Source organism: Aminobacter sp. MDW-2 (assembly GCF_014250155.1).
Taxonomy (GTDB): domain Bacteria; phylum Pseudomonadota; class Alphaproteobacteria; order Rhizobiales; family Rhizobiaceae; genus Aminobacter; species Aminobacter ciceronei.
Genome location: NZ_CP060197.1, coordinates 4,046,121 through 4,064,342 on the forward strand (window position 1 = coordinate 4,046,121; position 18,222 = coordinate 4,064,342).

Here is an 18,222-nt window from a genome sequence, read left to right on the forward strand (position 1 = left end):
CCCCAAATTTCTTCATGATTTCAGCAGCCAAACAGGTCGTTCCAGAAAACGAAGCCCATAAACGCCAGCACGAGAATCATCCCCACTCGATATACAGCCTCCATCGCCCGCTCGGAAACAGGGCGCCTGATGACAGCTTCAACTGCATAGAACGCCAAGTGGCCGCCGTCGAGTGGAGGAATCGGCAGAAGGTTCAGAAAACCGATGCCGACCGACAAAAGAGCCACCAATTGCACCAGCCAGACGAAGCCCAGCTGGGCCGCCTTGCCGGCCATGTCGGCAATCTTGACCGGTCCACCGAGCTGACACTTGTCCTCCCGGCCAACGACGAATCGCTTCAGGAACTGACCGGTACGCTCGATGATGTGCCCGGTTTCGGAAACCGCCTGCACAAATGCGCCGCCTGGGCTGTAGCTGATCAGCCTGGGCTGCCCCAGCTCCTCATTGTTGACGACGCCAATGACTGCAACCTTGACCGAATTGCCGAGCGCGTCCTTCTGCTCCATCATTTCGGGCGTCGCCGTAACAGAGACTTCCTTGCCGTCGCGCATCATCACGAAGGTAAGCGGATCGCCACCGCGTCCCGAGACGATGCGCTGGACGTCGGAGAAGGTTTCCACCGGCTGGCCGTCGACACTGACGAATCGGTCGCCCGGCTGGATACCGGCATTCGCCGCCGGGCTGGCGGCGCGCACCTCGGCAACCGTCGGCTCCATGACGTAGCGGCCATAAGCCGAAAACAGCACAGTGAAGACGGCAATCGTCAGCAGGAAGTTGAACAGCGGTCCGGCGAACACGGTCGCCGCGCGCTTCCACACTGGTTGCGTATGGAACGCGATCTTACGTTCGGCGGCACTGAGATTGTCGTCCCCGCCGCCCTCCGGCTTGCTGGTGACGCTCATGTCGCCGACGAACTTGACGTAGCCGCCCAAGGGAATGGCGCAAAGCTTCCAACGCGTACCGCGACGATCGTTGAAGCCGAGCAGTTCGGGGCCGAAGCCGATCGAAAAGGCCTTTACACCGATACCGCACCAGCGGCCGACCAGATAATGGCCCATCTCGTGCACGAACACGACGATGGTGAGCACGAACAGGAACGGCACGATGGTACCGATCAGGAGACCATCCGTAGTCAGGAACGCGGGAAGATACTCGCTCAATTCAAGCCCTCAACCAGATACCTTGGCGCTTCAAGTGCAGCACCGCGCCTTGCCCGAGGCTTGCGCCCCTGAACTTGGTCGCTCAGGCCGGAAACAATCCCTGAGCCGGATGGTCGGCGGAACCGGACATCCAGCCGATGACGTATAGGGCAAATGCAGCCGCGACAAGCCCATCGACGCGGTCCATCACGCCGCCATGGCCGGGTATCAGCGCCCCCGAATCCTTGTAGCCATGCCGACGCTTGACCCACGATTCGAACAGATCGCCGGCCTGCGAGATCACCGAAAGCAGTAGGCCTATCACGGCAAGGAGGAACAAGTTGCCGGTACCGGCAAAGTTGGCGAGCAGCAGTCCGGCAACCACACCACCGACAGCGCCGCCAACCGCGCCGCTGCGCGTCTTGCCGGGCGAAATGGCCGGTGCCAGCTTGGGCCCGCCGACCTTGCGGCCGACAAAATAGGCAAAAATGTCCGTCGCCCAGACAACCGCGAACAGAAACAGGATGGCGACGAGGCCCGACGCGTCGTCGCCGCGCAACAGGGCAAGGGACAGGCCGGAGAGCGCAGAATAGCCAAAGCCGGCAGCTTCCCACGCCCCTGCCCTGCGCAGCTTGCCCAGCCCCCACAGGATGAACGTGAAGACAGCGGCCAGGATGATCAGCGCAAGTGCCGGAATGCCCGCGACCAGGGCGCCGGCGAACATCAGGATGAACACTTCCGGCAGCATGTTGAGGTTGCCGCCGGCCCACCCTGTTTCGCTGTTCGGCCGCGACATGCGCGACCATTCGTAGAAGATGGCAAGCGCTATCGCCGCGGTCAGCATCCTGAACGGCAGCCCGCCCAGCCATGTCAGCAACAGCACAGCAGCTGCCAGCACGATCGCTGAAATTGTCCGGAGCTGGAGATTGCTCATGGCAAGGTCACGAAGCGACGTCGCGCGCTGCAAGCCCGCCAAAACGGCGTTCGCGGCCGGTATATTCGCGCAAGGCCTCCGACAGATGCTCGCGGGTGAAATCCGGCCAGTAGCAAGGCTGGAAGATCAGCTCGCTGTAGGCCGACTGCCAGGGCAGGAAATTGGAGAGCCGGATTTCGCCGCTGGTGCGAATGACCAGATCGGGATCAGGAATGCCCGATGTGTCGAGTTCCTCGGCAAACAGCTCCGGCGTGATCTGCTCGCTTGAAATGTCGCCACGCTTGACCGCTTCCGCCAGCCGGCGCGCGGCGCGCGCGATCTCGTCGCGCCCCCCATAGTTGAACGCGATGACCAGTGTCAGCGCATCATTGCCCGATGTCAGCGTTTCGGCTTCCTCGAGCAGGCTGCGGATATCGGGCTGCAGTGTGGCCCTGTCGCCGATGATCTGGACGCGTACACCGCTGTTGTGGAGTTCGGCAAGATCGCGCCGAATGAAGATCTTGAGCAACCCCATGAGGTCGGTGACCTCGGACTTGGGCCGCGACCAGTTCTCCGAGGAGAAGGCGTAGACGGTCAGCCAGGAAATACCGAGGTCTGCAGCGGCACGAACGGTGCGGCGCAACGCCTCGACTCCGGCCCGGTGGCCCGCAACGCGCGGCAGGCCGCGGGCTTTTGCCCAGCGACCGTTGCCGTCCATGATAATCGCGACATGCGCGGGCGTAGTCATCCGTTCGCTTTCGGGCCGGCCGTATGCCTGCCTCAGACTTGCATGATCTCGGCTTCTTTGCCTGCGAGCAGGCTGTCGATCTGGCTGATCGTATCGTCGGTCAGCTTCTGGACCTTGTCGGACTGGACGCGCTGGTCGTCCTGGCTGATGTCGCCATCCTTCTCGGCCTTCTTGAGTGCGTCCATGCCGTCGCGGCGCACATGGCGGGTGGCGACCTTGGCGTTCTCGGCGTAGGTGTGGGCGATCTTGACCAGTTCCTTGCGGCGCTGCTCGTTGAGCTCCGGCAGCGGAATGCGCAGGTTGGTGCCGTCGACGATCGGGTTGAAGCCAAGGTTGGATTCGCGGATGGCGCGATCGACAGCACCGACCATAGACTTGTCCCAGACCGAGACCGAGATCATGCGCGGCTCAGGCACGGACACTGTGGCCACCTGGTTGAGCGGCATCGACGAGCCATAGGCCTGGACGTGGATCGGATCGAGCAGGTTGCTCGAGGCACGGCCCGTGCGCAGCGAGGCGAGGTCGTGCTTGAAGGCGTTGATGGCGCCTTCCATGCGGCGCTGAAGATCGCTGTAATCCGTGCTCATTGCAGTCTCCTTGGTCCCGATTTCGGGGCCATCGTTCCAATCGTCAGGCGTCCGCAACAATCGTGCAGCGGCCGCCACCTTTCAATATTTCGCCGAACCCGCCTTTTTCATGGATCGAATAGACGATTATCGGGATGTTGTTTTCGCGCGCAAGAGCAATCGCGGCCGTATCCATGATGGACAGGCCTTTTGTGATGACTTCGGCGTGCGTGATGCGTTCGAAGCGCGTCGCAGCTGGGTCCTTCTTGGGATCGGCCGAATAGACACCATCGACCTGGGTGCCCTTGAACAGCGCGTCAGCGCCAATCTCGGCGGCACGCAGGGCCGCTGCCGAATCGGTGGTGAAGAATGGGTTGCCCGTGCCACCGGCAAAAATCACGACCTTGCCGGCATCCATGTAAGCGGTTGCCTGGCGCTGCGAGAAGCTCTCGCACAGTTCGGGCATGGCGATCGCCGAAAGCACCACGGCATCAACGCCAAGCTTGTGCAGCGAGGTGCGCAGAGCCAGCGAATTGATGATGGTGGCAAGCATGCCCATGTGGTCGCCAGTGACGCGATCGCCACCCTTGGATGCCACTGCCACGCCGCGGAAGATGTTGCCGCCGCCAATGACTACGCCGACCTCGACGCCGAGCGCCCTCGCCTCGGCGATGTCGCTGGCAATACGGTCGACAACGGAAACATCGATGCCGAAATGCTGCTCGCCCATCAGGGCTTCACCCGACGCCTTAAGCAGTACGCGCCGGTAGAGCGGCTTGTCGGTCATGGGTTCCTCGCGGCTGTTGAATTTGGGTTCCGATACACGAAGGGCGCCGCGATGTCACGCGGCGCCCTTCGGCTATCCTCAGGAAGCGCTTGATGCAGCGCTGCTTTTTAGCCCTTGACGGCCGCAGCGACCTCAGCGGCGAAGTCGCTCTCTTCCTTCTCAATGCCTTCACCGAGCGCGAAGCGAACGTAGCCGGTGATCTTTGCCGGCGCGCCGATCTGCTTTTCAGCGTCCTTCAGTGCCGCCTCGACCGTCAGGTCGGGGTTGAGCACGAAAGCCTGCTTCAACAGCACGACTTCCTCGTAGAACTTGCGCATGCGGCCTTCGACCATCTTCTCGATGATGTTCTCCGGCTTGCCCGACTGGCGGGCCTGATCGGCGAAGATCGACTTTTCGCGCTCGACGGCAGAAGCGTCGACTTCGTCGGGCGTCAGGGCCAGCGGGTTGGTCGCAGCAACGTGCATGGCGACCTGACGCGCGAAGGCGCGGGCCGCGTCATGATTGCCGGCGGTCTCGATAGCGACCAGCACGCCGAGCTTGCCGAGGTTGTCGGCAACCGCGTTGTGGACATAGGTCGCAACCACGCCTTCAGAAACCGACAGCTTGACCGAACGGCGGAAGCTCATGTTCTCGCCAATGGTGCCGACAGCGTCCTTGATAGTGTCGGCAACGGACTTGTCCGAACCCGGATATTTCGCAGCGGCAACAGCGTCGGTGTCGCCATAAGCGAGAGCGACCTTCGACACGTTGGCGACGATTTCCTGGAAGGCGGCGTTGCGGGCAACGAAGTCGGTCTCCGAGTTGACTTCGACGACGACGGCTTCGCGCATGCCGGCATCGACGCCGACCAGGCCCTCGGCCGCGGTACGGCTGGCCTTCTTGTCGGCCTTGGAGATACCCTTCTTGCGCAGCCAGTCGACCGCGGCTTCCATGTCGCCGCCGGTCTCGGTGAGAGCCGCCTTGCAATCCATCATACCCGCGCCCGAGAGTTCGCGGAGTTCTTTAACCTGTGCTGCCGAAATGCTCATTGTGGCCTCTTTGCTTCAAAATGCGCGAGCGCACCACCGAGGGTTCGATGATGCGCCGAACGCCGGCGCTGGTTGCGCCCAATCCTGAAAAGGAAGGCCGGTCTCCCGGCCTTCGTGATTACGCCTGGGGCGCTTCAGTCGACGGAGTCTCGTCGAGCGCAGGCTCAACCGGGGCTTCGGCCGATGCGCCGATGTCGACACCGAGCGCGCCTTGCTGGCGAGCGATACCGTCGATCGCAGCCTTGGCAACCAGATCGCAGTAGAGCTGGATGGCGCGGGCAGCGTCGTCGTTGCCGGGGATCGGGAAATCGATCTTATCCGGATCGCAGTTCGAATCGATGATCGCGACAACCGGAATGCCGAGACGCTTGGCTTCCTGGATGGCGATGGCTTCCTTGTTGGTGTCGATCACGAACATCAGGTCTGGCGTCGAGCCCATGTCCTTGATGCCGCCGAGGGCCTTGTCCAGCTTTTCGCGCTCGCGCTCAAGGTTCAGGCGCTCCTTCTTGGTGAAGCCGTGGGCTTCGCCAGCGAGCAGCTCGTCGAGCTTGCGCAGGCGCTGGATGGAGTTCGAGATCGTCTTCCAGTTGGTCAGCATGCCGCCGAGCCAACGCGAGTTGACATAGTACTGGGCCGAACGCTGAGCAGCGTCAGCAACGATGTCCGAAGCCTGACGCTTGGTGCCGACGAACAGCACGCGGCCGCCGCGCGAAACGACGTCCGAAACCTGCTTGAGAGCCTGGTGCAGAAGCGGAACAGTCTGCGACAGGTCGATGATGTGGATGTTGTTGCGGGCGCCATAGATGTAGGGCGCCATCTTCGGGTTCCAGCGGTGGGTCTGGTGGCCGAAGTGAGAACCAGCTTCAAGAAGCTGGCGCATGCTGAAATCAGGCAGTGCCATCGTTATTTCCTTATCCGGTTGGCCTCCACGGACAATGACGCTTTTCGCTGGATGCTCGAAACGCCACCGGGGGGTCTCAGCCGGATTTCTCCCGGACAGAAACCGAAGTCCGTGTGTGGAATGCGGCGGCATATAGACGTATTGGCTGGTGAGCGCAACCCCGGGACCGGCCCGATTGCCCGGGAAATCGAGGCTTTCCGTGCTTGTGGGCCTCAACCAAAGCCTCCCGAAGCGCACGATCGCCACTGGTCAGGCAGAGGATTCCTTGGCAGCGATTCCCTTCGGAACAGAAGATCAGCTGCCGGCCGCCCAGCGCGACATGCCGGGCTCCTGTTCCACCGGTTCCTGCACCACCTTGGGTTCGCGGCGCTTGAAGTTGCGCACGCGCACGCGGCGAAACACCGCCACGATCTCGTCGCGGCTGCATTCGATCGCGCCAAGACGCACGGCACGATCACGCTCGAAGCCTGTAATGTCGTAATGCGGCGCCGAGGTCTTAGGCGGGCCCTGATAGGACGAACGCTTCAGGCCGAGCTGGGCGGCGAAACGATGCAACTCGTCGGTGTCGTCGGCGAGCAGGTGGCACCAGCGATGGCCCACCCACTTCCAGATTGCCGCGTCGACATAGACCGCCACGACAGCGGCCTAATGCTTGCAGTCGCCTTGCGGCACAGGAAACAACGATAGATTGACCAGCTTGCCGGTCATCGAGAAATCGCCGTAATCCATCACCAAGTCGCGCGTCAGGCCGTTCTCATGCAGCTTGAAGCTGATGCGATACTCCGGCACTTCCTCACCGCCGCCCTTGCTTTCGTCGAAATAGGCGATGTCGACCGGCCAGAACTTGTCCTTGGCGAGTGCCGCAAGCGCAGGGCGCTCCGGATCGGCCTCCGGCGCCTCGCTCTTCTTGCCGACGATGACGGTGGTGGTCATCACCTTGTCGGCGTCCTCGGAGCCGTCGAACAGGCTCGTTTCATAAAAGGTCTCGCCCTTCTCGGCCTTGTCGATCAGCTCGACGAGATGCTGGGTCGGGAACTGCGTCTTCGCGAGGTCGACGGAACCCGCCGACGGTTTTTCCAAAGCGACCTTGAGCCCGTTGGCTTCGCGCGTCGCCGTGCCCTTGACCTCGCGGTCGAGGTTCTGATCGACGAAGGATTTGGTGACGAACGAGAAGGTCTTGCCCTCGCCGTCCTCGAAGGTGGTCGTCTGCTGATCGGTCAGCCGCGTGTTCTCGCTGGTCGCGATCTGGGTCACGAAGCGGAACTTGACCGTGTAGCCTTCGCAAGCGGAGCCATTGAACTCATAGACCATGCGCCCGGAAAGGCCTGTTATCCCTGACCGGTCGGAGGCCTGGTCGAGCACCAGATCATAGACGGCGCGATGGGGCGCAAGCACGGGAGCCGCAAGAGCTGGCGTCAGGGACAGCAGCGAGGTGGACAGGGTGGCAAGAAGAACAAGGCGCTTTGCGCGCATACACTGGCTCCGATCGGCGCGGCCATGACAAGCCGCCTTGAATGATGGTCCACCTTAAAAAAAGTCGTGGCGGAAGCGAGGCAAACATAGCAGTTTCGGCGCAGCCTCACCCGCCACACGAGACTCAGAGATAAGGAAAGACGATGGGCGAAACAATCGAAAAGCGGCTAAGCGATCTTGGCATCACCTTGCCCGAAGCCGCAGCCCCCGCCGCCAACTACGTGCCCTTCATGGGCTCGGGCAATCTCGTCTTCACCGCCGGTCAGCTGCCGCTCAAGGACGGCAAGCTCACCGTCACCGGCCTGCTTGGCCGCGATGTCGACGTTGCAGGCGGCAAGGAGGCGGCCAAGCAGTGCGCCGTTAACATCCTCGCCCAGGCAAAGGCAGCTCTTGGCGATCTCGAAAAGATCCGTCGCATTGTCAAGATCAGCGTCTTTGTCGCTTCGTCCTCCGACTTCACCGAGCAGCATCTCGTCGCCAATGGTGCGTCCGACTTCCTGGTCGCGGCACTTGGCGACCGCGGCAAGCATGCGCGTTCGGCCGTCGGCGTCGCCTCGCTGCCGCTGAATGCCGCCGTCGAGATCGAAGCCATCATCGAGCACGAATGAGCGGCCTCATGACCGACCTATCCTGGCTGACCGCCCGCCCGATTGCTCATCGCGGCCTGCACGACCTCAACAAGACCTGCTGGGAAAACACGCTGTCCGCCTTTGAGCGCGCAGCGGCGCGCGGCTTTGCCATCGAGTGCGATGTCCATCTGACCGCCAACGGCGACGTTGCCGTGTTTCATGACGACGTGCTCAACCGGCTGACGGGTACGGATGGCTTCATCTGGCAACGTACGACACGCGAGCTTGCGGCACTTCGCGTCGGCGGCACCGCCGATCATGTGCCGACGCTTGCCGAAATGCTCAAACTGGTCGACGGGCGCGTACCCCTGGTCATCGAACTCAAGGGCATTCCCGGGCATGACGGCGAACTCGTCGAACGCGTGGCGGCGGCCTTGCGCAACTACAAGGGCAAGGCCGCGATCATGTCCTTCGATCATTGGCTGATCCGCGACTTCTCCCGTCACGCGCCGGGCATTCCGGCCGGACTGACCGCCTGGGGCGATCTGGATCACGAGCTCGAAGCACATTTTTCGATGCTGGCACACGGCATTTCGTTTGTTTCCTACTCCGTGACGCACCTGCCGAACAGGTTCGTCAGCTTTGTGCGCGACAAGCTCGCCATGCCGGTCATCACCTGGACAGTGCGCGACGAAGACGCCGTGCGGACGACCTTCGCGCAGGCCGACCAGATGACCTTCGAGGGTTTTGATCCGGATGCGCTGGCGGTGGCCTGACCCTTGCAACGGCTGTTATCGAGCGTAAGTAACTACGCATGAGCAATGCGAGCGATGTCGGGGCGACGAATGCGGATGGCGGCTACGCCGTCCGCGTCGTCTCAAGCATCAGCGAATTCGGACGCGACGACTGGAACAGCCTCTCAGGCACGTCAAAGGCTTCAGGATCGGCCTATAACCCGTTTGTTTCATTTGATTTTCTGAGCATCCTCGAGGAATCCGGCTGCGCCGTACGCAAGACCGGTTGGCAAGGCCACCATCTCCGGCTGGAAAAGGCCGACGGCAGCTTTCTCGGTGCCCTTGCCTGCTACGCCAAATCACACAGCCAGGGCGAATATGTCTTCGACCATGGCTGGGCCGACGCTTTCGAGCGCGCAGGCGGGCGATATTATCCCAAGCTCCAGGCTTCGATACCGTTCACGCCGGCGACCGGCCCTCGCCTTCTGGCTGTTCCCGGCAACACGGCAACCGTAACCAAGGCGGCGCTGGCAACGGCGCTGCGCAGTGTCGCCGAGGGCGTCGGGGTGTCGTCGGCACATGTCACCTTCGCCGAGCCGGACGAAGTCGACATCCTCGCCGACACCGGCTTCCTTCGCCGCACCGACCAGCAGTTCCATTTCTTCAACGAAGGCTTCGGCACCTATGACGACTTTCTCGCCACGCTGGCCTCGCGCAAGCGCAAGGCGCTGAAGAAGGAGCGGCGCGAGGCGCTGACCGAAGGCATTTCGATCGAACGACTGACCGGCAAGGACATCACCGAAGCGCACTGGGACGACTTCTTCGCCTTCTACATGGACACCGGCGGCCGCAAATGGGGTCGGCCTTACCTCAACCGGACATTCTTCTCGCTGATCGGCGAACGCATGGCCGACGACGTGCTGCTGGTCATGGCCAGGCGCGGCGGCCGCTACATCGCCGGCGCGATCAACTTCATCGGCTCCGACACGCTCTACGGCCGCAACTGGGGCTGTATCGAGGACCACCCCTTCCTGCATTTCGAGGTCTGCTATCACCAGGCCATCGACTTCGCCATAGAACGCAAGCTGCGCATCGTCGAGGCCGGCGCCCAAGGTGAACACAAGCTGGCGCGCGGCTATCGCCCCGTCACGACGCAGTCGGCGCATTACATCGTCCACCCCGGCCTTCGCCGCGCCGTCGCTGAATATCTCGAGCGCGAACGCCGGGAGGTCGCCCAGATCGGCGAGTATCTCGATGATCACGGGCCGTTCCGGCGCGGCTGAGGTTCAGTGGGCTATCGACTTCGAGAAGAGGTTGATCACGATGACGCCCGCCATGATCAGCCCGATGCCGAGAAGTGCCGGCAGGTCGAGCGTCTGGCGGAACCAGATCCAGGCAATCGCCGTGATGAAGACGATACCGGCACCGCACCACATCGCATAGACGATGCCGACCGGCACCTGGCGCAGCACAAGGGAAAGGAAATAGAAGGCGCAGGCATAGCCGGCCAGTGCTACGACGGATGGCCACAGCCGCGTGAAACCGTTGGTTTCCTTGAGGGCGGAGGTTGCAACGACCTCGAAGGCCACCGCCACGATCAGATAGATGTAGTTCAACTCAGCTCCTTGCAGCCTTCCGCGGCTTGACGTTCCGCCTGCCAGCGCCGAAACATCCACCACGAAATCGCAGCAAACGGGATAGGCCATGTCGAGCGCCGGTTACGATCCAAACAACATCTTCGCCAAGATCCTGCGCGGCGAGATCCCCTCGCATCGTGTCTACGAAGACGATGCCGTGGTGGCGTTCATGGATGTCATGCCGCAGAGCACCGGGCATACGCTCGTGGTGCCCAAGACGCCGTCGCGCAACTTTCTCGACGCCGAACCCGAGACATTCGGCCGGCTGTTCGCAGCAGTCCAGAAGGTGGCAAGGGCCGCCCAGCAGGCTTTCGACGCCGACGGCATCGTGATCTCGCAGTTCAACGAAGCTCCGGCCGGCCAGACGGTGTTCCATCTCCACGTCCACATCGTGCCTCGCTTCGAAGGCGTCGCACCCAAGGGTCACGCGGCGGTGATGGAAAAGCCTGAAGTGCTGGCGGCAAACGCAGAGAAGATCAGGGCTGCGCTGGCGGGAGCATGACAGACGCAGCGCGTTTCAGGCCAGCGAGAGCGCTGCCTCGGCGGCCGGCCTGTCGAATGCGCCGTAGTCTCAACCGCTACTTCAGAGCCCCTGCTCCAGATCACGCGATGGCTTCCACGGCCAGCCGGCCTTCAACAACCGTTGAGAGCTTCTCAGCCATCCCCCAGGCCAAAAACGCCACAAGAACGCCGGCCAACGCGTCGGCAAGATGATGGCCGCCGTCAACTGGGGAAGACAAAATGACGGCAAGGTTCAGCGCCAACACAGGCCAGAACCAGATCCTGACCCTCCAGAAAGCAATCACGGTCAACACAGACAGCGTCCAGTGATAGGACGGGAACGCAATGAGCCCTTGGGGGTGGTCAAGTGAGATCAAGCGTGATGTGCCGGCGCGAATGTCAAAAAACGCCTGCTTGTATGCGAGATCGACGATTGGCTTGTTCATAGCCATGAAGTCGGCGGATGGACGGACGGTCCCGAGAGCTCCGGCTGCCGACAAGAGGGCTGAAACCAAGACGCACACCAGCGCACCCAGCATAACCGCAGTCACGACCTGCTGAACGCGCCGGGTTCGTCCCAGCAAACTGGTCGCAAGTATTGTCAATGCAACCTGCGACAGTGATGTGACAAAGACCATTGACGACGGTTGGCCGAGCCAGGGTCTCGCATTGACGAAATCGACATAGGCACGCCAATCGAAACCCAACGCAGCGTCGAATGTGATCAACCGGTCGTCGATCAGCGGCATGTCGTTGGAATCACCAGAACGCTGAGCACGGCCGCGGCCGCAGAGAATGCTAACAGCACAGCTGTTTCGGCACACAGGACCTGGAAGCGTTCGACCGGGCGCATTACGGCATAGAACCAGGATATGGACGCCAATCCGGATACCACGGCAACTACTTTGACCGCGCTGACAGGGTCAAAAACGAAGTCCGTCGCCCCTATCCACTGCGCATCGATCGCAATCAGCAAACCAACGAGCGCCATTTTGACGGACAGCAGGGCATCAGTCCGCTGCCTGAGTTCAGGCGCCGTCACGTCCAGTTCAGTCATTGTGGATCCCCCAACCCTTGGGGGATATTAGGCATCAGAAATTAAGCTGTCGCGAATGTACCGAGACACAGCGGAACCAGCGCTGTGGCTCTGGAATGCGGGCAATGTCCCAGCGGCTCAGGATGTCCACATCCCTACCAGCAGGATCACTTCGGCCGCAACGATGCCGACCAAAATTTTTCGCCCGAGGCAGATATAGGCAACGAACCCAGCGCAGGCGGCACCGATGCGGAGGGCAAGCGCGGTGTCGACAAGCGCTCCGCTGGGAAAGACGATCAGATTGCCGATGACCGCGGCGACGAGTGCGGTGGCGAGTGCGCGGACCAGGACAAGCAGGTCCGAGTCCTCCGACAGGCGGTCGCCGAGATAGACGCCAAGGAAGCGCCAGGCGTCAGTGGCGAGCCAGCCGCCGACGAGGATGAACAGGAACGGCCACCACCAGTTGTCGAAAGCGGCGAAGGTCATGCCGATGTCCTCCGCCACGCCCGCTTGTGGAAGGCAAATGCGATACCGCCGCCGATCAAGCCGGCGCCGAGCAGGTCGAAGCCGGGCACGACGAGGTGGAGAAGCGGGCCGAGAATGAGGCCGAGGATCATGGCAACGTGCCCTGCCCGCTCGCGCGCCGAGCCCCAGAGCGAGGTCAGGAAGTACATCGGCGTGAGCAGGAACAATGCCGCCGAGACGATAGGCGGCAGGCTGTCGGCGACGAGATAGACGATGGCCGTGACCACCATGTTGAACAGCACGAGCGTCGAGCCGAGCCCGGCATAGTAGGTGGTGCGAAGCTCCCGCGGGATGCCGCGCAGCCGCTCCATCGCCAGTACCCAGGAGGTGACGGCGACGAAGTGCGACAGGACATAGAGCACCCAGCGCGGCGTCCTCGGCCCACGCAGCTCCGGCACCAATGCCACCACCATCGGGGTCAGACGTATCGATGACAACGCCACCGCAAAGGCCGCCGCCGGCAGCGAAGCGCCTGACAGAATGGCACCGATCAGCACCACCTTGGCCGGAAGAGCCCAGACCATGCCGACCATGAAGACGGTCTGCGCAAGCGTCAGCCCGGCCTCTTTGGCAAGCCCGGCAAAGCCGATAAAGGCGCTGGCGAGGATCAGGCCGGGGATCGAGAAGGCAGCGCGAACGCCGCGCAGATACCAGAGGCGGCGTGTCGATAGGCTCGGCGTTGGAGATGCGTGGTCAGCAGGCATTGAAACCGCGCATAGCATGGCCTCCCTGCCAAGTCAGCGCTTCGATCCGCCTGGCGCAATCAACTGCACCTCGTGACCACCGATCCGACCGCGCCATATCGCGCCAACCAGCGAAAGAGACGGCATATTAACGGTTTACCTACCGCGAATGTGTAGATAGGCCTTTGGGTGGGAAGCGAGGAACAGCCAGGTCATGACAGGTGCATTGCTGCTGGTCCTGCAAGCGCTGATCTACTTCGTGACCATGGCCGCGGTTTTCCATTCACGGCACAGATTCGGCATCGGAATCTTTGTTTGCGTGCTTGGGGTCATGCACTTCCTCGAGACCTATCTTGCCGCCGTCTTCTTCGTTCAGCTGCCCTTTGGCCTGATATCCCCCGGCTCTACGGTGATGTTTTCCGGCAAGCTGCTGATGTTCCTTCTGCTCTACATCAAGGAGGATGCCGAGACAGTGCGCCAGCCGATCTACGGGCTTCTGATCGGCAACTGCCTGATGGTGGCGCTGGCCCTGATCCTGCGCCTCTACGGCGATGTCGCGGAAATGCCGGGTTATCAACCCGACCTGACGTTCCTTGACGACATGGGCGTACTGATGGTCTGGGGCACGGCCCTGCTGTTCCTCGACAGCATCGCCTTGATCCTGATCTACGAGAAGCTCGGACAGCGCATCGCCAACACCCTGTTCAAGCGCATTTTCCTCAGCGCCGCTCTGGTCCTCACCTTCGACCAGTTGATGTTCTTCCTTGGCCTGCATCTCGTGTCGGGTGTGCCGATCAGCGCGCTTTACGGCGGCTGGATCGCCAAGATGGCGGCAGCGGCCCTCTACAGCGCAATGCTCGTCATCTACCTCAGATATGTCGAGACACGTCCGGCACTGGCCGGCCCCGAGCCGCTGCTCAAGGTCTTCGACCGGCTGACGTTCCGCCATCGCTACGAGGACCTGCTGGAAAAGACCGGCAAGGACACGCTGACCGGCACCAGTGACCGTGGCCATTTCGAAGCGGTGGCACAGTCGCTGATCGACCGGCCACTGGCCGACCGCAAGCCGGTGAGCATGCTGATGATCGACATCGACCACTTCAAGAGCATCAACGACCAGTATGGCCATGTCACCGGTGACAAGGTGCTCAAGGATGTTGCACGCGCGCTGGACGGCGCTTTGCGCAGCGGCGACCGCCTGTTCCGTTATGGTGGCGAAGAGTTCGTCGCCATCTGCCAGGACTTGAACGCCGGCGACGCGACGATCCTCGCCGAGCGCCTGCGCGCTGCGGTAGCGAGCATGACCCTGGCTGAGCCCGGCCTGAGCACCACCGTCAGCATCGGGGTGACGACCGCCAGAAGCGGTCCAGTTTCGGTCGAGCAGATGATCAGGGATGCCGACACCTGGCTGTATCGTGCCAAACGGCTCGGCCGGAACCGCGTCGAGAGCCCCGTCATCGCCTGAAGCAAGCCGCCGGGCAGTTTCGATCAGCCAAAAAGGAAGCCCCGTTGCCGGGGCTTCCTTGTTTTTCCAATCAGCCCTTTCGAGGCAATTGGGGAACGAGGCTGCGCTTGCCGCCATCCTTGCCCTTCGGCTCGGACTTCGGCTTCGCCGACACGACCTTCTTGGCGACCGGCTTCTTGGCAGCAGCTTTCTTGGGCTTCGGACGATCGGCCGGATCTTCCTTCTTCGGCTTCACCGGCACTTCGTCGGCAACCGTCTCGAGTTTCAGGCCGGATTCGCCGGTTTCCTTCTTCTCGACGGTGACACGCACCGTGCCGCCCTTCTTGAGCTTGCCGAACAGCACCTCGTCGGCCAGCGGCTTCTTGATGTGCTCCTGGATGACGCGGCCGAGCGGACGCGCGCCCATGCGCTCGTCGTAGCCCTTCTCGGCCAGCCAGGCGATGGCATCCGGCGACAGGTCGAAGGTGACGCCCCGCTCGGAAAGCTGGGCTTCCAGCTGCATGACGAACTTCTGTACGACCTGATGCACCACCGGCACCGGCAGCGAGCCGAACGGGATGATGGCATCGAGGCGGTTGCGGAACTCGGGCGTGAACAGCCTGTTGATCGCCTCGACATCGTCGCCTTCGCGTTTTGTCGACCCGAAACCGATCGCCGCGCGCTGCGCGTCGGACGCGCCCGCATTGGTGGTCATGATCAGGATGACATTGCGGAAGTCGATCTGCTTGCCGTTGTGGTCGGTCAGCTTGCCGTGGTCCATGACCTGCAACAGGATGTTGAACAGATCGGGATGGGCCTTTTCCACTTCGTCGAGCAGCAACACGCAATGCGGATGCTGGTCGACGCCGTCGGTCAGAAGACCACCCTGGTCGAAGCCGACATAGCCGGGCGGCGCGCCGATCAGGCGGCTGACGGTATGGCGCTCCATATACTCCGACATGTCGAAGCGGATCAGCTCGACGCCGAGCGACAGAGCGAGTTGCTTTGCCACTTCGGTCTTGCCGACACCGGTCGGGCCCGAGAACAGGTAGGAGCCGATCGGCTTCTCCGGTTCGCGCAGGCCGGCACGTGCCAGCTTGATGGCCGAGGTAAGCGCGGTGATCGCCGTGTCCTGACCATAGACGACGCGCTGCAGCTCGACCTCGAGGCCGGCCAGCACCTTTTCGTCGTCGGCCGAGACGGTCTTCGGCGGAATACGCGCCATCGTGGCGATCGTCGCCTCGATCTCCTTGATGCCGATCGTCTTCTTGCGCTTGCCTTCCGGCAAAAGCATCTGCGACGCGCCCGTCTCGTCGATCACGTCGATCGCCTTGTCGGGCAGCTTGCGGTCGTTGATGTAGCGTGCCGAAAGCTCGACGGCCGCCTTGATCGCCTCGTTGGTGAACTTCACCTTGTGGAAGTCCTCATAATAGGGCTTGAGGCCCTTCATGATCTCGATGGCGTCGTCGACGGTCGGCTCGTTGACGTCGATTTTCTGGAAACGACGGACAAGCGCCCTGTCCTTCTCGAAGAACTGGCGGAACTCCTTGTAGGTGGTCGAGCCGATGCAGCGGATGGCACCCGACGACAGCGCCGGCTTGAGCAGGTTGGAGGCATCCATCGCGCCGCCCGATGTCGCACCCGCACCGATGACGGTGTGGATCTCGTCGATGAACAGCACAGCGCCCGGATACTCCTCGAGCTCCTTGACCACCTGCTTCAGCCGTTCCTCGAAATCGCCGCGATAGCGCGTGCCGGCAAGCAGCGTGCCCATGTCGAGCGCGAAGATGGTGGCATCCTCGAGCACTTCGGGAACATCGCCCTCGACGATGCGCTTGGCGAGGCCCTCGGCGATCGCAGTCTTACCCACGCCGGGGTCGCCGACGTAGAGCGGGTTGTTCTTGGAGCGGCGGCACAGCACCTGGATGGTGCGGTTGATCTCGGACTCGCGGCCGATCAGCGGATCGATCTTGCCGGCCCGCGCCTTGACGTTGAGATTGACGCAATAGGCCGTCAGCGCATCCTGCTGCTTCTTGCCCTTGCCTGTCTCTTCGTTTGCCTCATTGTTCGAGCTGCCCTGCTCCTCATCGGCGCCGCGCGGGCTGCGCGTTTCGGTGGCGCCGGGACGCTTGGCGATGCCGTGCGAGATGTAGTTGACCGCGTCGTAGCGGGTCATCTGCTGTTCCTGCAGGAAATAGGCGGCATGGCTCTCGCGCTCGGCGAAGATCGCAACGAGCACGTTGGCGCCGGACACTTCCTCGCGGCCGGACGACTGGACGTGGATGACGGCGCGCTGGATGACGCGCTGGAAACCGGCGGTCGGCTTCGAATCCTCGTCATAGCCGGTGACGAGATTGTCGAGCTCGGTGTCGATATAGGTCAGCACTGTCTGCTTGAGTTCGTCGAGATCGACGTTGCAGGCGCGCATGACCGCTGCTGCCTCATTGTCGTCGATGAGAGCGAGCAGCAGATGTTCGAGCGTCGCATATTCATGGTGACGCTCGTTGGCGAGCGTCAACGCCTGATGCAGCGCTTTTTCGAGGCCCTGGGAGAAAGCCGGCATTCAATACCTCACTTCTTCTCCATCACGCATTGCAGCGGATGCTGATTTTGTCTGGCGAAATCCATGACCTGGGACACCTTTGTCTCGGCCACTTCGAACGTGTAGATCCCGCATTCGCCGACGCCATGGTTGTGGACATGCAGCATGATGCGGGTAGCGGCCTCCCTGTCCTTCTGGAAGAAGCGTTCGAGCACATGCACGACGAACTCCATCGGGGTGTAGTCGTCGTTGAGGATGAGCACCCGGTAGAGGCTCGGCCGCTTGGTCTTGGTCTTCGTACGGGTAATGACTGCGGTGCCGCGGCCTGGGCCGTTGCCTCCCTCGTCACCGCTCTGCATCCGCGCCACGTCGAAGTTCGTGGCTTCCAAGCCGGTCGTCAATCTGGTCCTGCCCTTCATCAATTCCGACACTTCGTCATGTAGGTGTCATTAGGGGGATTTTAAGCCCTTCTGACGTGCTGACAATATGGTGACGGGGGCGGCATGGCCCGAATTGCCATAAACGTGAAGCACTTGTGCAAAAGAAAAACAAAAAACCCGGCTGCGCGGGCGCAACCGGGTCGTATCTGCCGGATCTTTCGATCCAGCCCCCTGAAATCGGGGATCAGTCGATCACTTCGCCTTGGCGACGAGCGACTCAAACGGCTTGTAGGCATCCTTGGCGAGTTCGGCATAAAGTTCGCCGAGCTTGGTCGCCTCGGCGACAAAACCTTCATAAGCCTGCTTGGCATAGTCGGTCTGGATTTCGACGGCCTTCTCGAGCGACTTGACGCCGAGCAGCTTCTCGAAGGTGGCAGCACCTGCCTCGAAGCTCTTCTTGGTGTAGTCGGTCGTCTCGGTGGCGATCGCCTGCGCGCCCTTGGAGAGCGAAGCGAAGCTCTTCAGGCCGGTGTCGACGAAGTCCTTGCCGTATTTGCTGAAATCTTCATAGGTCTGGGTCATCGCTGCATCCTTTCGGGTTCCGCGCGCTGCGCTA

Annotated in this window: 21 protein-coding genes and 1 pseudogene; 5 read left to right on the plus strand and 17 right to left on the minus strand. The window is 62.0% G+C overall.

Features of this window, described 5'->3' with window-relative positions; all coding sequences use genetic code 11:
- Positions 1-20: 20 nt before the first annotated feature.
- The 9 genes and pseudogenes from rseP to H5P29_RS20005 all read right to left on the minus strand — a co-directional run bounded on the left by rseP (position 21) and on the right by H5P29_RS20005 (position 7,555).
- Positions 21-1,160, minus strand: a complete 1,140-nt coding sequence (gene rseP / locus H5P29_RS19965) for an RIP metalloprotease RseP (protein ID WP_154386038.1) — start codon at positions 1,158-1,160, stop codon at positions 21-23.
- Between the two features lie 82 nt (positions 1,161-1,242).
- The gene (locus H5P29_RS19970; RefSeq protein WP_154386039.1) at positions 1,243-2,073 is read right to left on the minus strand and encodes a phosphatidate cytidylyltransferase; all 831 of its coding nucleotides are present in this window, start codon (positions 2,071-2,073) and stop codon (positions 1,243-1,245) included.
- A gap of 7 nt (positions 2,074-2,080) precedes the next feature.
- Positions 2,081-2,800: an isoprenyl transferase gene (locus tag H5P29_RS19975; protein WP_083948597.1), complete on the minus strand. Its 720-nt coding sequence runs from the start codon at positions 2,798-2,800 to the stop codon at positions 2,081-2,083.
- Between the two features lie 32 nt (positions 2,801-2,832).
- A complete protein-coding gene (frr, locus tag H5P29_RS19980; protein ID WP_067962393.1) occupies positions 2,833-3,387 on the minus strand; it encodes a ribosome recycling factor in 555 nt (184 codons plus the stop codon).
- 43 nt (positions 3,388-3,430) lie between these two features.
- The gene (gene pyrH, locus H5P29_RS19985; protein WP_067962395.1) at positions 3,431-4,153 is read right to left on the minus strand and encodes a UMP kinase; all 723 of its coding nucleotides are present in this window, start codon (positions 4,151-4,153) and stop codon (positions 3,431-3,433) included.
- A gap of 107 nt (positions 4,154-4,260) precedes the next feature.
- Complete coding sequence (gene tsf / locus H5P29_RS19990; RefSeq protein WP_154386040.1) at positions 4,261-5,181, minus strand: translation elongation factor Ts; 921 nt, start codon at positions 5,179-5,181, stop codon at positions 4,261-4,263.
- A gap of 118 nt (positions 5,182-5,299) precedes the next feature.
- Positions 5,300-6,082: a 30S ribosomal protein S2 gene (gene rpsB / locus H5P29_RS19995; protein ID WP_067962398.1), complete on the minus strand. Its 783-nt coding sequence runs from the start codon at positions 6,080-6,082 to the stop codon at positions 5,300-5,302.
- Between the two features lie 363 nt (positions 6,083-6,445).
- Positions 6,446-6,718 (minus strand): annotated as a pseudogene (locus H5P29_RS20000) (DUF4031 domain-containing protein); the annotation flags it as partial.
- Positions 6,719-6,727: 9 nt separating this feature from the next.
- On the minus strand, positions 6,728-7,555 hold the full coding sequence (locus H5P29_RS20005) for a cell envelope integrity EipB family protein (protein WP_067962414.1): 828 nt from the start codon (positions 7,553-7,555) through the stop codon (positions 6,728-6,730).
- Positions 7,556-7,698: 143 nt separating this feature from the next.
- On the opposite strand from H5P29_RS20005, the gene H5P29_RS20010 reads away from it, so the two are divergent.
- The 3 genes from H5P29_RS20010 to H5P29_RS20020 are packed head-to-tail and all read left to right on the plus strand — an operon-like array spanning position 7,699 to position 10,141.
- Positions 7,699-8,163, plus strand: coding sequence for a RidA family protein (locus tag H5P29_RS20010; protein WP_067962419.1), 465 nt, complete (start codon positions 7,699-7,701; stop codon positions 8,161-8,163).
- 8 nt (positions 8,164-8,171) lie between these two features.
- Positions 8,172-8,900, plus strand: coding sequence for a glycerophosphodiester phosphodiesterase (locus H5P29_RS20015; RefSeq protein WP_067966615.1), 729 nt, complete (start codon positions 8,172-8,174; stop codon positions 8,898-8,900).
- A 38-nt stretch (positions 8,901-8,938) separates the two neighbouring features.
- Positions 8,939-10,141 carry a GNAT family N-acetyltransferase gene (locus H5P29_RS20020; protein ID WP_067962422.1) on the plus strand — a complete coding sequence of 401 codons (1,203 nt, stop codon included), beginning with the start codon at positions 8,939-8,941 and terminating at the stop codon, positions 10,139-10,141.
- Positions 10,142-10,144: 3 nt separating this feature from the next.
- Here H5P29_RS20020 and H5P29_RS20025 read toward each other — a convergent pair whose 3' ends face one another.
- The gene (locus tag H5P29_RS20025) at positions 10,145-10,474 is read right to left on the minus strand and encodes a multidrug efflux SMR transporter (protein ID WP_067966619.1); all 330 of its coding nucleotides are present in this window, start codon (positions 10,472-10,474) and stop codon (positions 10,145-10,147) included.
- Positions 10,475-10,562: 88 nt separating this feature from the next.
- Here H5P29_RS20025 and H5P29_RS20030 point away from each other — a divergent pair, with 88 nt between their 5' ends.
- Entirely contained in the window at positions 10,563-10,997 is a 435-nt protein-coding gene (locus H5P29_RS20030) for an HIT family protein (RefSeq protein ID WP_154386041.1), read from the plus strand.
- Between the two features lie 100 nt (positions 10,998-11,097).
- On the opposite strand, the gene H5P29_RS20035 is transcribed toward H5P29_RS20030, so the two are convergent.
- The 4 genes from H5P29_RS20035 to H5P29_RS20050 all read right to left on the minus strand — a co-directional run bounded on the left by H5P29_RS20035 (position 11,098) and on the right by H5P29_RS20050 (position 13,261).
- A complete protein-coding gene (locus tag H5P29_RS20035; protein ID WP_154386042.1) occupies positions 11,098-11,745 on the minus strand; it encodes a phosphatase PAP2 family protein in 648 nt (215 codons plus the stop codon).
- Entirely contained in the window at positions 11,736-12,053 is a 318-nt protein-coding gene (locus H5P29_RS20040; RefSeq protein ID WP_154386043.1) for a hypothetical protein, read from the minus strand. Before H5P29_RS20040 ends, H5P29_RS20035 begins: the two co-directional genes overlap by 10 nt.
- A 117-nt stretch (positions 12,054-12,170) precedes the next feature.
- Entirely contained in the window at positions 12,171-12,518 is a 348-nt protein-coding gene (locus H5P29_RS20045; protein ID WP_067966621.1) for an AzlD domain-containing protein, read from the minus strand.
- Positions 12,515-13,261 carry an AzlC family ABC transporter permease gene (locus H5P29_RS20050; RefSeq protein ID WP_067962437.1) on the minus strand — a complete coding sequence of 249 codons (747 nt, stop codon included), beginning with the start codon at positions 13,259-13,261 and terminating at the stop codon, positions 12,515-12,517. The genes H5P29_RS20045 and H5P29_RS20050 overlap by 4 nt, the downstream gene beginning before the upstream one ends.
- Before the next feature lie 193 nt (positions 13,262-13,454).
- Here H5P29_RS20050 and H5P29_RS20055 point away from each other — a divergent pair, with 193 nt between their 5' ends.
- Positions 13,455-14,705: a diguanylate cyclase gene (locus tag H5P29_RS20055; protein ID WP_154386044.1), complete on the plus strand. Its 1,251-nt coding sequence runs from the start codon at positions 13,455-13,457 to the stop codon at positions 14,703-14,705.
- Positions 14,706-14,775: 70 nt separating this feature from the next.
- Here the strand turns inward: H5P29_RS20055 and clpA are convergent, their stop codons facing one another.
- The 3 genes from clpA to H5P29_RS20070 all read right to left on the minus strand — a co-directional run bounded on the left by clpA (position 14,776) and on the right by H5P29_RS20070 (position 18,188).
- Positions 14,776-17,247 carry an ATP-dependent Clp protease ATP-binding subunit ClpA gene (gene clpA / locus H5P29_RS20060; RefSeq protein WP_067962443.1) on the minus strand — a complete coding sequence of 824 codons (2,472 nt, stop codon included), beginning with the start codon at positions 17,245-17,247 and terminating at the stop codon, positions 14,776-14,778.
- A gap of 8 nt (positions 17,248-17,255) precedes the next feature.
- Entirely contained in the window at positions 17,256-17,585 is a 330-nt protein-coding gene (gene clpS, locus H5P29_RS20065; protein ID WP_067966623.1) for an ATP-dependent Clp protease adapter ClpS, read from the minus strand.
- A 273-nt stretch (positions 17,586-17,858) separates the two neighbouring features.
- Positions 17,859-18,188 (minus strand): phasin family protein, encoded by a 330-nt coding sequence (locus tag H5P29_RS20070; protein WP_067962446.1) that lies wholly within the window; start codon positions 18,186-18,188, stop codon positions 17,859-17,861.
- Positions 18,189-18,222 lie beyond the last annotated feature (34 nt).

Bases quoted from the DNA above. Each gene is read 5' to 3' on its own strand.
- H5P29_RS20070 (WP_067962446.1), bottom strand. From the start codon at position 18,188: ATGACCCAGACCTATGAAGATTTCAGCAAATACGGCAAGGACTTCGTC.
- H5P29_RS19975 (WP_083948597.1), bottom strand. From the start codon at position 2,800: ATGACTACGCCCGCGCATGTCGCGATTATCATGGACGGCAACGGTCGC.
- H5P29_RS20020 (WP_067962422.1), top strand. From the start codon at position 8,939: ATGAGCAATGCGAGCGATGTCGGGGCGACGAATGCGGATGGCGGCTAC.
- clpA (WP_067962443.1), bottom strand. From the start codon at position 17,247: ATGCCGGCTTTCTCCCAGGGCCTCGAAAAAGCGCTGCATCAGGCGTTG.
- H5P29_RS20040 (WP_154386043.1), bottom strand. From the start codon at position 12,053: ATGACTGAACTGGACGTGACGGCGCCTGAACTCAGGCAGCGGACTGAT.
- H5P29_RS20005 (WP_067962414.1), bottom strand. From the start codon at position 7,555: ATGCGCGCAAAGCGCCTTGTTCTTCTTGCCACCCTGTCCACCTCGCTG.
- H5P29_RS20035 (WP_154386042.1), bottom strand. From the start codon at position 11,745: ATGCCGCTGATCGACGACCGGTTGATCACATTCGACGCTGCGTTGGGT.
- H5P29_RS20045 (WP_067966621.1), bottom strand. From the start codon at position 12,518: ATGACCTTCGCCGCTTTCGACAACTGGTGGTGGCCGTTCCTGTTCATC.
- pyrH (WP_067962395.1), bottom strand. From the start codon at position 4,153: ATGACCGACAAGCCGCTCTACCGGCGCGTACTGCTTAAGGCGTCGGGT.
- frr (WP_067962393.1), bottom strand. From the start codon at position 3,387: ATGAGCACGGATTACAGCGATCTTCAGCGCCGCATGGAAGGCGCCATC.
- H5P29_RS20010 (WP_067962419.1), top strand. From the start codon at position 7,699: ATGGGCGAAACAATCGAAAAGCGGCTAAGCGATCTTGGCATCACCTTG.
- tsf (WP_154386040.1), bottom strand. From the start codon at position 5,181: ATGAGCATTTCGGCAGCACAGGTTAAAGAACTCCGCGAACTCTCGGGC.
- H5P29_RS19970 (WP_154386039.1), bottom strand. From the start codon at position 2,073: ATGAGCAATCTCCAGCTCCGGACAATTTCAGCGATCGTGCTGGCAGCT.
- rpsB (WP_067962398.1), bottom strand. From the start codon at position 6,082: ATGGCACTGCCTGATTTCAGCATGCGCCAGCTTCTTGAAGCTGGTTCT.
- H5P29_RS20050 (WP_067962437.1), bottom strand. From the start codon at position 13,261: ATGCCTGCTGACCACGCATCTCCAACGCCGAGCCTATCGACACGCCGC.
- H5P29_RS20015 (WP_067966615.1), top strand. From the start codon at position 8,172: ATGACCGACCTATCCTGGCTGACCGCCCGCCCGATTGCTCATCGCGGC.
- H5P29_RS20030 (WP_154386041.1), top strand. From the start codon at position 10,563: ATGTCGAGCGCCGGTTACGATCCAAACAACATCTTCGCCAAGATCCTG.
- H5P29_RS20055 (WP_154386044.1), top strand. From the start codon at position 13,455: ATGACAGGTGCATTGCTGCTGGTCCTGCAAGCGCTGATCTACTTCGTG.
- clpS (WP_067966623.1), bottom strand. From the start codon at position 17,585: ATGCAGAGCGGTGACGAGGGAGGCAACGGCCCAGGCCGCGGCACCGCA.